This is a genomic window from Sphingomonas cavernae, assembly GCF_003590775.1.
Classification (GTDB): domain Bacteria; phylum Pseudomonadota; class Alphaproteobacteria; order Sphingomonadales; family Sphingomonadaceae; genus Sphingobium_A; species Sphingobium_A cavernae.
Window position 1 is genome coordinate 824,858 of the sequence record NZ_QYUM01000003.1, and the last position, 14,003, is coordinate 838,860.

Sequence of the window (14,003 nt, forward strand, 5' to 3'; positions counted from 1 at the left end):
ATTGTCGCATGAGCCCGTTGATACGGTCGCGTCGTCAGTTGCTCGGCGGCCTTGCAGCATGCGCGCTGGCCGGCCCCGCTCTCGCCAAAAAGCCGCAGCATGTCGGCGGCATCAAGCGCATGGACGCGCGACTCGACGCCATTATTGACCCGTCTCAGCCCATCGAGATTCTGTCGGAAGGCTATCGCTGGGCGGAAGGCCCGGTTTGGGTCGAGCGCGGCGGTTATCTGCTGTTCTCTGACGTGCCCGCCAATGTCGCTTATCGCTGGTCGTCGGGGCGAGGCGTCCAGCCTTTCCTGACGCCCTCGGGTTTGGCGGGCGCGATCCCGCCCGGCGTTCGCGAAGCCGGGTCCAACGGCCTTGCCATCGACGGCGCCGGTCGGCTGGTCCTGGCCGATAGCGGCACGCGCGCGATCGCCACGATTGATCTCGCGACGCGCCGGAAGATGATTCTTGTCGATCGCTATGAGGGTAAGCGTTTCAACAGCCCCAACGATCTCGCCATCGCGCGTTCGGACGCGATCTATTTCACCGATCCGCCCTATGGGCTCGACAATGGAGACGAGTCACCTTTGCGCGAATTGTCCTTCAACGGCCTCTATCGCCTCGCACCCGACGGATCGCTCGCGCTTCTCGACGGCAGTCATCGGCGGCCCAATGGCGTCGCGCTGTCACCCGATGAGCGCACGCTGTATCTCGCGTTGTCCGAAGAAAAACGCCCGGAGGTGCTTGCCTATTCGCTCGACGCGCGCGGCTTTCCTACGGGCATGCGCCGGTTCCGCGACATGCGGTCCGAGCTGAAAATGGGATGGCCAGGCCTTCCCGACGGCATCAAATGCGATCCTGCGGGCAATGTCTTTGCTACGGGTCCCGGGGGGCTGCATGTCTGTTCGCGCGAGGGGCAATTGCTCGGTATCGTCATGACCGGCAAGCCGATCGCAAATTGCGCCTTTGGCGAGGACGGTCGCTCGCTATTCCTGACATCAAGCGACATGCTCGCGCGGATCCGCCTGAAGCGCGGTCGCGGGCGCTGATCGCCTCAAGGTGCTGGCGCTGCGGTGCCACAGGGCAAGACGTCATCGGCGACCGTGCCGAGCGCGACCCGCGAAATGCTCAAATCCATCCGGCCAGCCGTCGTCAGGCGAAACGGTGCGTCCAGCCGCGCCATGTCAGCGCCCCCGCGCGCGAAGCATTTGAGGGGAATGCCCGCGGTGCGCCATTGTCCGGGCTTGATCGTGTCCGCGAAGCGCAAGGACGCGGTGCCTCCGCAATCGTTGCCGCACCGTGCGCCCAGCATGACGTCCTTCGTGGGCATGCCGTCGATGCGCATGGTGATGAGCAGCATCACATCGCCATTGGTTTCGCGCGTGACGTCCACGGGCGCATGTGTGACGAGTTCGACCGTGGCGGCGCCGTCTCCGCTCCAGACAAAGCGGCGCGCACCCTCCTGCGTCAGATGATTGACGGCAGTCACGCGCACGCGTCCGCCGGCGGCTGTGACCGGGGTGGTCGTGATCCGTGTGGTGTCGGCCTTTCCGTCGGTCACCTGGAGGGACCAGGAGGCGATCGGCAGGCCATTGTCGAAATAGAGACCCGTCGCGGCTTGATCGGCGGACACACCGGGATCTTCGGAGAGCGCGACGAGGGTTCCGCTGTCGGTCGTCTTGAGTCCATAGCCGAGCGGGAACAGGCTTGTGCCGTCCGCAGCGGCTGTACGCGGCCACGTATAGCCGAGCCGGCCCTGAAACTCATAGGCCGGGTCGCCGTCCGTCTTTCGGAACAGCATATCGGCGATGCCGCCGCCTTCGGAACCCGGCAGCCACGCAGCGACAAAGGCATTGGAGGCGTTGAGCTCGCGGTTCATCCAGAGCGGGCGCCCAGATATGAAGACCGCGACCACGGGAATGCCGTCGGCGCGCAGGCGGCGCATTGCGCCCAGTGCACGGTCGTCGCCTTTCAGGCGAAGCGATTTTATGTCTCCCTGAAATTCCGCATAGGGCGTTTCCCCGAAGACGACGATCGCCGCATCGGGCTTTTCGCGATAGCCGCCGTCGACGGACAGGGTTGCGGTGCCGCCCCCCGCTGACACCGCGTCGCTGATACCCTTCCAGATCGACGTGGCCTTGGGAAAGCGGGCATTGGTCACCCCTGTGCCTTGCCAGGTCAGCGTCCACCCGCCCGATTGCCGCCCGATATCGTCGGCTCCGTCTCCGACGACGAGAATTTTCTTGTTGCGGGCAAGCGGTAGCAGCGCGCGTTCGTTCTTGAGCAGCACAAGCGATTTGCGCACCGCTTCGCGTGCGAGCGCGCGGTGCTCGGCGCTGCCGAGGAGATCGAAGCGCCCTGACAGTGCCCGCTGCGAGGGACGACCCGCCTCGAACAGGCCGGCGCGGATCTTGACGCGGAGGATATTGGAGACAGCGTTGTCAAGGCGCGTGGTCGAAACGGTGCCGTCTTTCACCTGCGCAACAAGGCTGTTCCATAGTGGTTTCCAACTGTCGGGGGCCATATACATGTCCAGCCCCGCGTTGATCGCCTGAGGGCAACTGGCATTGGTGCAGCCGGCGACCTGCCCATGCGCATTCCAGTCGCTGATGATGAAGCCGCCAAATCCCATGCGCTTTCGCAAGACGTCGGTCAGCAGGCCCTTGTGCCCGGTCAGCTTCTCCCCGTTCCAACTGGAAAAGCTCGCCATCACGGTCTGCACCCCCGCGTCGATGGCGGCGACATAGGGTGCGCCATGGATGTCGCGCAGCGCCTCCTCGCTGATCCGGGCATCGCCCTGGTCACGCCCTTCGAAGGTGCCGCCGTCCGCGAGGAAATGCTTGGTGCTGGCAAGCACATGCGGCCCCCCAAGAATCGGGGCCTTTCCGGGTGCTCCCTGCAGCCCCTTTATGAAGCGGCCGACATAGCTGGTCACGAGCTTTGGGTCTTCGGAATAACCCTCATAGGTCCGTCCCCAGCGGACGTCCTGCGGGACGGTGACGGTGGGCGCAAAGGTCCATTCCATACCCGTTGTGCGCAGTTCCACGGCGGTTGCGGCCGCGATCCGTTCCAGAAGATCGGGATCGCGTGCCGCGCCCAGCCCGATATTGTGCGGAAATATGGTGGCGCCGACGATGTTGCTGTGTCCATGCACCGCATCGGTGCCCCAGATAATGGGTATCGCGGCTCGTCCGCCCGTCTTGTCGACCGAGGCATCGTAGAACGCGTCGGCCAGTGCGAGCCATTTTTCGGCGGGCGCGAACTCGTCGCCGCCGGGCGCGGAATTGCCGCCGTTAAGGATCGAGCCGAGATGGTAACGCCGAACGTCGTCGGGGGTGACGCTGGCAATATCGGCCTGCACGACCTGACCGACCTTTTCCTCGAGCGTCATCATTGCGAGTAGCGCCGCAATGCGCGCCTCGAGCGCGGGATCCGGCTGATAGGGCCAATGCGGCCGCGGCCAGATTTCGGGATGAACTATGGGCGCTGGCCCGGTCTGCCCGTTTGCCGATGCGACTGTTGCGACGGCAAGGACGGCTGTCACGGCGAAGACAGAGGCGAGGGGCGCGGCTCGGAATGCCAAAGTTCTTTTCCTCTCCAGCAGATGCGCGCCGCTGACGGCGCTATCATCGAACGCGTCATCTTTGACAACGTTGCCAATGAAGAGTCAACTTATCTATTGCTTGAAATTGCGCGGTTTCGTCCTGGGTGCTGCTGAGGTCTCGCTACAAAACAAGCGCGGCGAGCGCGCCGCGTTCGAACAGCCTGTTCAGATGCATGGATAGAATGTCGCGCAGACGGCCGTCGGCGGCCAGCGAGGGCGGAAAGATCGCTTCGATCGAGAGCAGCGCGTCGACCTGATCGCGAGGTGTGGAGAGGCCAACCAATCGGCCGGCGGTCACCTCGGCGAGCGGATCGTCGACGGCGAAGTCTGTGCCCGCATCGTCACGCCCGACCTGCCAGCGCATCCATGCCGCCACCGCGAGCGCGAGGCGATCGATCGATTGGCCGCGCTCGAGCCGCGCCGCGATTGGGGCCAGAAGCCGCTGCGGCAGCTTCTGCGAACCATCCATCGCGATCTGGTGCGTCCGATGCTGAAGCGCGGGGTTGGCGAAGCGCGCCATCAGCGCCTCGCGATATGCGGCAATGTCGAGCTCCGGCGGTGGCGAAAGCGTCGTTTCGGCCTCGTTCCACAGCGCCTCGACAAAGGCGCGACCTTCAGGGCGGGCGACGAACTGATCGACGAACGCGATCCCCGCGAGGCCGCCGAGATAGGCGATACCCGAATGCGCGCCGTTGAGCAGCCGCAGCTTCGCTTCCTCCCAGGGCGCGACTGTCGCAGTGAGCTGGACGCCGAGCGCTTCGAAATCGGGGCGGGGACCACTGAACCAGTCCTCGATGACCCATTGCGTGAAAGGCTCGGCCTTGACCATTGCACGATCCTCGTCTCCGAGCCGCTGAGCGAGCGCAACGCGCTCATCCTCGGTGGTAGCGGGCACGATCCGATCGATCATCGTCTGCGGAAAGGCGATCGCTGTCTCGATCCATCGCGCGAGGTCAGGATCATGCCGCCGGGTGACGCCGAGCACCGCCGCCCGCAACCGCTGGCCATTATGCGGCAGGTTGTCGCACGAAATGATCGTGAGCGGGTCCAGCCCGCGTTCGCGCCTCAGCGCCAGCCCTGCAACAAGAAAACCGGGCGCGGTGCGTGGCACCGCGAGCGACGCGAGGTCAGCCGCAAGATCGGCGTCGCTCTCGATCAGCCCGCCCGTTGCGGGATCGAGCTTATAGCCCTTTTCCGTGATGGTGAGCGTGACGATATGCGTGTCGGGGCTGGCGAGCGCTTCGATGACCGCGACAGGATCGTTCGGCGCCACAAGCACGTCGCCTACCGCGCCGATCACGCGAACCGACTGGCTCGCGCCGTCGCGCACGACAAGGCTGTAGAGTCCGTCTTGCGGGTTCATCTGCTCGGCCACGTCGGGCGACCGAAGCGAAACACCGCGCACGCCCCAGCGCATATCGCCCCGTCGCGCCGCATCATCGAAATAGACGGCCTGGTGCGCGCGGTGAAAAGCGCCGATGCCGAAATGCACCACGCCATATTTGAGTAATGCGCGGTCATAGCCGGGACGCTCGACATCGGCGGGAAGCGCATCGAGCGTGCTGTTCGCGAGGCGGCTCACAGCTTGTACGCCTGCTTTGCCAGCGAATAGCTCAGGGCGTGTGCGACTTCGTGCGCCTCGTCCTCTTCGAGCCTGTGCTCGGCGACGAGCTTAGCGAGGAAGCCGCAATCCATGCGGCGCGCGACGTCATGACGCGCAGGGATCGACAGAAAGGCGCGCGTGTCGTCGTTGAAACCGACGGTGTTATAGAACCCCGCGGTCTCGGTTGCCTGTTCGCGGAATCGGCGCATGCCTTCGGGGCTGTCGTGAAACCACCAGGGCGGGCCGAGACGGAGCGCGGGATAATGGCCGGCAAGCGGCGCAAGTTCGCGGCTGTAGCTCGTCTCGTCCAGTGTGAAGAGGATGATCGTCAGGTCTCGCTCGTTGCCGAAACGGTCGAGCAGCGGTTTCAGGGCCTCGACATAGCCGGTGAGGATCGGAATATCAGCGCCCTTGTCGCGCCCGAAGCGCGCCAGCACCGAGGGATTGTGGCTGCGGTGAACGCCGGGATGGATCTGCATGACCATGCCGTCCTCAAGGCTCATCCGCGCCATCTCGATCAGCATGTGTCCACGGAACAGCTCGGCCTCGGAGGGCGAGGCAAGGCCGCCCAGCACGCTGGCGTAGAGCGCCTCGATCTCGGCGCGCGGCAGATCGGCGGTGAAGGCCGAGGGATGGCCGTGATCGGTCGAGGTCGCGCCAGCCTCGCGGAAATATGCGCGGCGATTCTCGTGCGCGCGAAGATAGCCCGCAAAGGTCGATATGTCCTCGCGCGCCACCTCGCAGAAGCGGTGGAGATTGTCGAGGAAGCCCGCGTGCTCGGGGTCCATCACCGGATCGGGGCGGTAAGCTGTGACGACGCGGCCGCTCCAGCCGCTTTCCCGGATTGCGCGGTGGTGATCGAGTGGGTCGAGCGGGCTTTCGGTCGTGGCAATCACCTCGATGCCGAAGCGCTCGAACAGCGCGCGCGGGCGAAAAGCGTCGGTCGCGAGCGCGGCGTCGATCGTGTCGTAATATAGATCGGCGGTTTCGGATGAGAGGCGTACCTTCAATCCGAATACCTCGGCGAACACCCAGTCGAGCCAAAGCCGCGACGGTGTTCCGCGGAACAGATGATAATGCCCCGCGAAACACCGCCAGATCTTGCGCGGATCCTGCTCGGTTTCGCCGCCATCGATCGTCGGGATGCCGAGCGCCTCGAGCGGCACGCCCTGGCTGTAGAGCATGCGGAAGACATAATGATCGGGGACGATCAGCAGCTCGGATGGGTTGGCGAAGGGCTGGTTGTAAGCGAACCAGGCCGGATCGGTATGACCGTGCGGGCTGACGATCGGCAGATCCTTGATGCCATTGTAAAGCCGCCGCGCGATGTCGCGGGTACCGGTGTCAGCGGGGAAAAGCCGATCAGGATGCAGATAGAGCCTGGTCATGCCGGCGTAGGAGCTCCATTTTCGCGCATGGGCGCCCGCTCGAGACGTGGCACCAGCACCTGGATGATGGTCAGCGCGATCAAATATCCGAACGCGGCGTAGGTGACGATTGGCACATAGCTGCCCGCGAGCTCCAGCGTCCAGCCCGTCGCCTGCGCCATCAGGATGCCGCCTATCGACCCCGCCGCACCGCCGATGCCCGCGACCGTTGCCACTGCGCGGCGCGGGTACATGTCGGAGATCAGCGTGAAAATATTGGACGAGAAGGCCTGGTGCCCCGCGGTGGCAAGGCCGATAATCAGCACGGCAACGCCGGGATTGGGCGCGTCCACGACGAACAGCAGCGGCAAGGCGCAACAGGCGGCAATCAGCAGCGTGACCTTGCGCGCGGGATTCACCGCCCAGCCGCGCTTGATGAGATGGCTCGAAAGCCATCCGCCCGCGATCGAGCCGACATCGGCAAGCAGATAGACCCCGATCAGTGCCGGCCCGATCGTGGCGAGAATGCCGCTGTCTCCCTTGGGGAACAGCTCCATGCCCTGCGTCTTGGCGAGGAAGTCCGGCAGCCAGAACAGGAAGAGATACCAGACGGGATCGGTGAAGAACTTGCCGGCCGCGAACGCCCAGGTCTGACGATGGCGCAGGGCCTCCCGCCAGGTCAGCTTCGGCCCCGCCGCGTCCTCGCCATCCTGCTCGATATAGGCGCGCTCGGCGGCCGACAGGCGCGGATGCTCCTCGGGCGGCCGATAGAGCTTCAGCCAGGCAAAGAGGAGGACGAAGCCGAGCGCGCCGGTCGCCACGAAGGCCGCGCGCCAGCCATAAATGGCAGCAACCCAAAGACCGACGATGGGCGTCATCAGGACGCCGACATTGGCGCCCGCATTGAGAATGCCGACACCCAATGCGCGTTCCTTGCGCGGGAACCACTCGGCGACCGATTTGACCGCGCCGGGATAGGCGCCCGCCTCGGCAAAACCGAGGCCAATGCGAGCCAGGACGAAATGGAGAACGGTGTGCGCCGCACCATGCAGCGCTGCCGCGAGGCTCCACAGGCAAATCGTGATTGCAAGGCCAAGGCGCGTCCCCACGCGGTCGAGCAGCCGCCCGACGACGAGCAGTCCAATCGCGTAGCTCGCCTGGAAGGCCGTCACGATGTTGCCGTAATCGACCTCGCTCCAACCCAGGTCATCCTCGATGATCGGCTTCAGGACGCCGATGACCTGCCGGTCGACATAGTTGATCGTGATGACGAAGAAGAGCAGCGCGCAGATCGCCCAGCGAAAGCGGCCGCCCGCCGGCTGCGTCCCGGCTTCCCGGGCGGCCGCCGCCATGTCGCTCTCTCCGCTCACCAGTGCCACATCGAGCCGTCTTCGAGACGGTTTACCGGCAGATAGGCGCGCTTGTATTCGTATTTTGCGGCGAGATCCTCGTCGATCTCGACGCCGAGTCCCGGCGCATCGCCGGGATGCATCATACCGTCGGCGAAGCTGTAGGCATGTGGGAAAACCGCGTCGGTTTCGGCCGTGTGCCGCATATATTCCTGGACCCCGAAATTGGAGACCGAGAGATCGAAATGGAGCGCGGCCGCCATGCATATGGGCGACAGGTCGGTCGCGCCATGACAGCCGGTGCGGACATTGTAGAGGTCGGCGAAGCCCGCGATGCGCCTCAGATGCGTGATCCCGCCCGCATGGACCACGGTCGCGCGGATATAGTCGATCAACTGTTCCTCGATGAGCTGCTTGCAGTCCCAGATCGAGTTGAAGATCTCGCCGACCGCGAGCGGGCTGGTGGTGTGCTGGCGGATCAGGCGGAAATTGGCCTGGTTCTCGGCGGGCGTCGCGTCCTCCAGCCAGAAGGGGCGGTAAGGCTCCAGATCCTTGCCCAGCCGGCCAGCCTCGATCGGGGTCAGCCGGTGGTGGATGTCGTGGAGCAGATGGACATCCCAGCCCAACGCCTCACGCGCCTTTTCAAAGAGTGGCGGCACCGAGCGGAGATACTTCTCGCTCGACCAGAGATTTTCGGTGGGCAGGTCGGCATCGGCAGGTTCGTAGAAATAGCGGTCCTTCGAAACGCCATAGGTGGATGCGAGACCGGGCACGCCCGACTGAAGCCGGATCGCCTTGTAACCCTGCTGCTGATAGTGAAGCGCGTTCTCTACCGTTTCCTCGATCGTCTTGCCATTGGCATGGCCATAGACCATCACCCCGTCACGGCACGCGCCGCCGAGGAGCTGGTAGACGGGCAGCCCGGCGATCTTGCCCTTGATGTCCCAGAGCGCGGTGTCGACCGCGGCAATCGCCGACATCGTCACGGGGCCGCGCCGCCAATAGGCGCCCTTGTAGAGATACTGCCAGATATCCTCGATCCGGTGCGCATCGCGGCCGATCAGGCAGGGGATGACATGATCGGTGAGGTAGCTTGCGACCGAAAGCTCGCGCCCGTTGAGCGTGGCGTCGCCAAGACCGTAGACGTCGTCGTCGGTCTCGATCTTCAAGGTGACGAAGTTGCGGCCGGGGCAGGTGACGATGACTTTGGCTGACGTAATCCTTGGCATATTGCGGTATCCGGTTAAGCGGTGATGGTGAGCGTCGTGGTCTTGAGATCGACCGAATTGGGACCGGCCATGATGTCGAAATCGCCGGGTTCGACGACGCGTTTCATACTGCTGTCCCACATGTGGAAGGCGTCGGGGCCGAGCGTGAAGCGAACGGTTCGCCGCTCTCCCGGCTTCAACGTGACGCGCTCAAAGCCCTTCAGCTCCTTGAGCGGACGGGTGATCGAGGCGATGCGGTCGCGCACATAGAGCTGGACGACCTCGTCACCCGCGCGGTCGCCGGCATTGCGGACCTCGACCGACACAGTGACGCTGTCGTCCCTGCCCATCCGCGTGGCGGAAAGGCGGGGCGCGCTTAACTCGAAGCGCGTGTAGCTGAGCCCGTGGCCGAACGGAAAGAGCGGGTCGGTCGTGTCGAACAGATAGCCGCGGCGCGCGCTGGGCTTTGCATTATAGAAGATCGGGATCTGCCCCGCGTGGCGCGGCACCGAGACGGGCAGCTTGCCGCCGGGATTGACATGGCCGAACAGGATATCGGCCATAGCGGTCCCGCCTTCCTGGCCGGGATACCACGCCTCCAGCAGCGCATTGGCGCGCTCGGCGACGATGGGCCAGGAAGGCGGGCGCCCGTTGACCGCGACCACGACAACGGGCTTACCCAGCGCGAACAGCGCGCTTGCAAGTTCATTCTGTTCACCGACCAGATCGAGGCTGGTGCGATCGCCGAGATGGTTCCTGGCGAACGCCTCGCGGCTCGTTTGCTCGGTGTCGCCAATCGCGAGAATGACGATCTCGGCGGTTTTCGCGACCGCGACGGCTTCGGCGATGAGCTGGCGATTTTTGATGGGATCGGCGAGCAGCACTTCGTCGGCCGAACGGTCCTCGCTCTGCGTGATGAAGACGCCCTGCGCGTGGAGAACCTCCGCCTTGCCCGCGAGCTTGGCCTTGATCGCGTCGAGCAGGGTGACCGACTGGCGCGGAAAGCTCGAATAGCCGCCCAGCCGCGTGATCGCGGCATTGGGACCGATCACGGCGACGCGCTTGTGTGCGCCCGCTGCGAGTGGAAGCACCCCGTCATTCTTGAGTAGCACCATCGAGCGATGCGCGGCCTTCAGCGCGAGCGCGCGCGCCTCGGCATTGCCCGTGATCGCGTCCGAACGCGCGAAATCGGCATAGGGCCGTTCGAACAGGCCCGCGCGGAATTTGAGCGTCAGCATGCGGCGCACCGCCGCGTCGATCATGGCCTCGCTGACCTTGCCCGCACGCACCGAGTCGGCGAGCGTGCGAAAGGCGACGCCGTCGGGGAGGTCCGAGTCCACCCCCGCCTGCAGCGCGCGGATCGCAGCGGCGGGGATGTCGGGCTCGACATGGTGGAGCGTCGAAAGCTCGTCGATCGCGAAATAGTCGCTGACCACCGCGCCCTTAAAGCCCCATTCGCCGCGCAGCACGTCGGTGATCAGCCATTTGTTGGCGTGAGAGGGCACACCGTCGATCTCGTTATAGGAGGGCATGACCGCCGCGACGCTCGTCCGGCGGACGATCTGCTCGAACGGCGGGAAGAAGTTTTCGCGCAGATCGCGTTCGGAAAGTTGCGCGGGGGCGACATTGACCCCGCTCTCGGGCTGGCCGTGTCCGGTCATGTGCTTCAGCGTCGCGAAGACCTTGTCGGGCGCCAGCGTCTCCCCCTTGCCTTGCAGCCCTTCGACCGCCGCCACGCCCATTTCGGCGACCAGATAGGGATCCTCGCCGAAGGTCTCCTCGATCCGGCCCCAGCGCGGATCGCGCACGATGTCCACGACGGGAGAAAGCGCCAGATGCACGCCGCGCGAACGCACCTCGCGCGCGATCACGCTGCTGACGTCGCGCATCAGGCCGGTGTCGAAGCTGCTCGCCAGCGCGATCGCCTGCGGGAACATGGTGGCGTCGGTCGCCATATAGCCGTGCAGCGCCTCCTCATGGAACAGCACGGGGATGCCGAGACGAGTCTCGGTAACCGCGTGGCGCTGGACCGCATTGACGAAGTCGACGGTGTCCTTGGGGCTGCGCCAGCGCGCGCCCGTGCCGCCGGCGGGGCCGATCCCGGCCGGCGTCGCGCCGCGGCGGTCCGACGGGCGGCCCACCTGACCGAAGCCATGGGGATAGGCGGCCCTGGCCTTGGCGGGATTGAAGGCAAGCTCGTCCATGATATCGCGCTTGGTTGCCCATAACGTGATGATCTGCGCGACCTTTTCGTCGAGCGTCATGCGGTCGAGCAGATCCTCGACGCGCGCCGCGACCGGAGCCTTGGCATCCTTGTAAAGCGGACGGCCCTGCGCGAATGCAAAAGGCCCGAACGCCACCGTACCCGTGGCCAGCGCGGTGACGAGCCCCAGCGTTCTCAGGACATCGCGACGGGAAGCAGACGCCACCACCGCCTCAACCTGCAACGGTCAGCGTGACGGTCTTCAGATCGACCGAATTGGGACCGACCATGATATCGAACTCGCCGGGTTCGACGACGCGTTCCATCTTGTCGTTCCACATGCGGAAAGCCCGCTCGTCGAGCGTGAAGGTGAGCGTGCGGCTTTCACCCGGTTTCAGCGTCACGCGCTGGAAGCCCTTGAGCTCCTTGAGCGGGCGCGTGACCGAACTCACCTTGTCGCGGATGTAGAGCTGGACGATCTCATCGCCGACACGCTGGCCGGTGTTGCGGACCGCAACCGAGACGTTGACCGTGCCCTTGGGCGCGATCCGCTCCTGCGACAGTTGCGGCGCGCCGATATCGAAGGTCGTGTAGCTGAGGCCGTGGCCAAAGGCGAACAGCGGATCGGTCGTGTCGAAGAGATAGCCGCGGCGCGCGCTCGGCTTGGCATTGTAGAACATGGGAAGCTGGCCGACCGAGCGCGGGATGGTGAGCGTCAGCTTGCCGCCCGGATTGACGTCGCCGAACAAAATGTCGGCCACCGCATTCCCGCCCTGTTCGCCGAGATACCATCCCTCGATCAGTGCATTGGCCTGTTCGGCGATCTTGACTGTCGAGGCGGGACGGCCGTTGATCAGGATCACCGTGATCGGCTTGCCCAGCGCCTTCAGCGCGTCGAACAGCTCCTGTTGCTCGCCGACAAGATCCAGGCTGGGGCGGTCGCCGAGATGCGACTTGGCCCAGCCTTCGCGGCTTGTCTGCTCGGTATCGCCCAGGGTGAGAATGATCTGGTCGACGCCCTTGGCGGCTTCCACCGCTTCGGCGATCAGCCGGCGGTTTTCCGCGGGGTCGCTGAGCTTGACCTCATCGGCCCACCAGTCGTCATTCTCGGTGATCTTCACGCCCTGCGCGAAGACGATGTCGGCATTCTTGCCGACCTTCGCCTTAATCCCCTCAAGGATTGATATCTTGACGGGGGGCTCGCCATAATAGCCGCCAAGGCGCGCGACCGCTGCACTTGGCCCGATCACTGCGATCCTTGGCTTCGCGCTCCCCGCCTTCGGCTTGGCGAGCGGCAGCGTGCCGTCATTCTTCAAGAGGATGATCGCCCGCTGCGCGGCCTTGAGCGCCAGCGCGCGCGCTTCCGTGTTGTTGGTGACCGCCTTGGCCTCATCAATGTCGGCAAAGGGGTTTTCGAACAGACTCGCGCGGAACTTCAGCGTCAGCATCTTGCGCGTCGCGTCGTCGATGCGCGCCTCGGATACGCGGCCCTCGCGCACAGCCTTGGCCAGTGACGCGAAGGAGAGCCCGTCGGGCATGTCGGAATCGACGCCCGCGTTGAGCGACATCACCGCCGCATCCTCAAGATTGGCCGCGACCTTGTGCAGGTTCATGAGGTCGTCGATCGCCGAATAGTCGGAGATGATCGCGCCCTTGAAGCCCCATTCGCCGCGCAGCACATCGGTCAGCAGCCATTTGTTCGCGTGGGAGGGAACGCCGTCGATCTCGTTGTACGAGGGCATTACCGCGCTGATCTTCGTCCGGCGCACCACCTCCTCGAAGGGCGGGAAGAAATTCTCGCGCAGCGTGCGCTCGGAAATCTGCGCGGGGCCGACATTGGTGCCGCTTTCGGGCTGTCCGTGCCCGGTCAGGTGCTTCAACGTGGCGAACACCTTGCCGGGGGCCAGATTGTCGCTGTTGCCTTGCAATCCCTCGACCGCGGCCACGCCCATTTCGCCCGCCAGATAGGGATCTTCGCCAAAGGTTTCCTCGATCCGGCCCCAGCGTGGATCGCGCGCAACGTCGACCACCGGCGACAGGACCAGATGCACGCCGCGCGCGCGAATTTCACGCGCGATGACGGCATTGATCTCGCGCATCAGCTCGGGATCCCAGGTGGAGGCGAGACCGATCGCCTGCGGAAAGCTCGTGGCGCCTTTCGCGGCAAATCCGTGTAGCCCCTCCTCATGGAACAGCAGCGGTATCCCAAGCCGCGTCTTCTCGATCGCCCAGTGCTGGAGCGCATTGGCGATCTTCACCGATTGTTCGGCCGTATGCCGCGGGACAACCCGCGGGCTGAAGGCGCCCTTCACATCCGACGGCCGCGTGAACTGGCCGAGCCCATGCGGATAGCGCGCGGACATCTTTGCGGGATCGAACTGGAGATTGGCGTCGAGCACCTCGGGCTTGCCCTGCCAGACCGCCAGGAGTTGCGCGACCTTCTCTTCGAGCGTCATGCGTTTGAGCAGGTCGTCGACGCGCGCTTCCACCGGCGCGCGCGCATTCTTGTAGAGGGGCGCTGCCGAACCCGATTGGGCAGCCGCGGGTGCTATGCCGAGAGGCAATGATGCGATGGCCAGCGCGGCGGCGGCGATTCCCGGATAACGAACGAGCGCGGTCAAACGCATGAAGCCTCCCTCTCCCGGGCGGCGAGCGCCCGTTTCAAAACATCTTTGCGATGTTCT

At 64.9% G+C, this 14,003-nt stretch carries 8 protein-coding genes; 1 reads left to right on the forward strand and 7 read right to left on the reverse strand.

The window, feature by feature from the left end:
• Positions 1–8 precede the first annotated feature (8 nt).
• Complete coding sequence (locus tag D3876_RS11635) at positions 9–1,034, forward strand: SMP-30/gluconolactonase/LRE family protein (RefSeq protein ID WP_119763761.1); 1,026 nt, start codon at positions 9–11, stop codon at positions 1,032–1,034.
• A gap of 5 nt (positions 1,035–1,039) precedes the next feature.
• On the opposite strand, the gene D3876_RS11640 is transcribed toward D3876_RS11635, so the two are convergent.
• From D3876_RS11640 to D3876_RS11670, 7 genes are all read right to left on the reverse strand, one after another.
• Positions 1,040–3,568 carry a glycoside hydrolase family 3 protein gene (locus D3876_RS11640; RefSeq protein ID WP_220475459.1) on the reverse strand — a complete coding sequence of 843 codons (2,529 nt, stop codon included), beginning with the start codon at positions 3,566–3,568 and terminating at the stop codon, positions 1,040–1,042.
• Between the two features lie 142 nt (positions 3,569–3,710).
• Entirely contained in the window at positions 3,711–5,171 is a 1,461-nt protein-coding gene (locus D3876_RS11645; protein WP_119762358.1) for a mannitol dehydrogenase family protein, read from the reverse strand.
• Complete coding sequence (gene uxaC, locus D3876_RS11650; protein ID WP_119762360.1) at positions 5,168–6,580, reverse strand: glucuronate isomerase; 1,413 nt, start codon at positions 6,578–6,580, stop codon at positions 5,168–5,170. The genes D3876_RS11645 and uxaC overlap by 4 nt, the downstream gene beginning before the upstream one ends.
• Complete coding sequence (locus D3876_RS11655; protein ID WP_119763763.1) at positions 6,577–7,911, reverse strand: MFS transporter; 1,335 nt, start codon at positions 7,909–7,911, stop codon at positions 6,577–6,579. The genes uxaC and D3876_RS11655 overlap by 4 nt, the downstream gene beginning before the upstream one ends.
• Before the next feature lie 14 nt (positions 7,912–7,925).
• Positions 7,926–9,137 (reverse strand): D-mannonate dehydratase ManD, encoded by a 1,212-nt coding sequence (manD, locus tag D3876_RS11660; protein ID WP_119762362.1) that lies wholly within the window; start codon positions 9,135–9,137, stop codon positions 7,926–7,928.
• 14 nt (positions 9,138–9,151) lie between these two features.
• A complete protein-coding gene (locus D3876_RS11665) occupies positions 9,152–11,491 on the reverse strand; it encodes a glycoside hydrolase family 3 N-terminal domain-containing protein (RefSeq protein ID WP_420801967.1) in 2,340 nt (779 codons plus the stop codon).
• Positions 11,492–11,552: 61 nt separating this feature from the next.
• A complete protein-coding gene (locus D3876_RS11670) occupies positions 11,553–13,946 on the reverse strand; it encodes a glycoside hydrolase family 3 N-terminal domain-containing protein (protein ID WP_119762364.1) in 2,394 nt (797 codons plus the stop codon).
• Between the last annotated feature and the right edge of the window lie 57 nt (positions 13,947–14,003).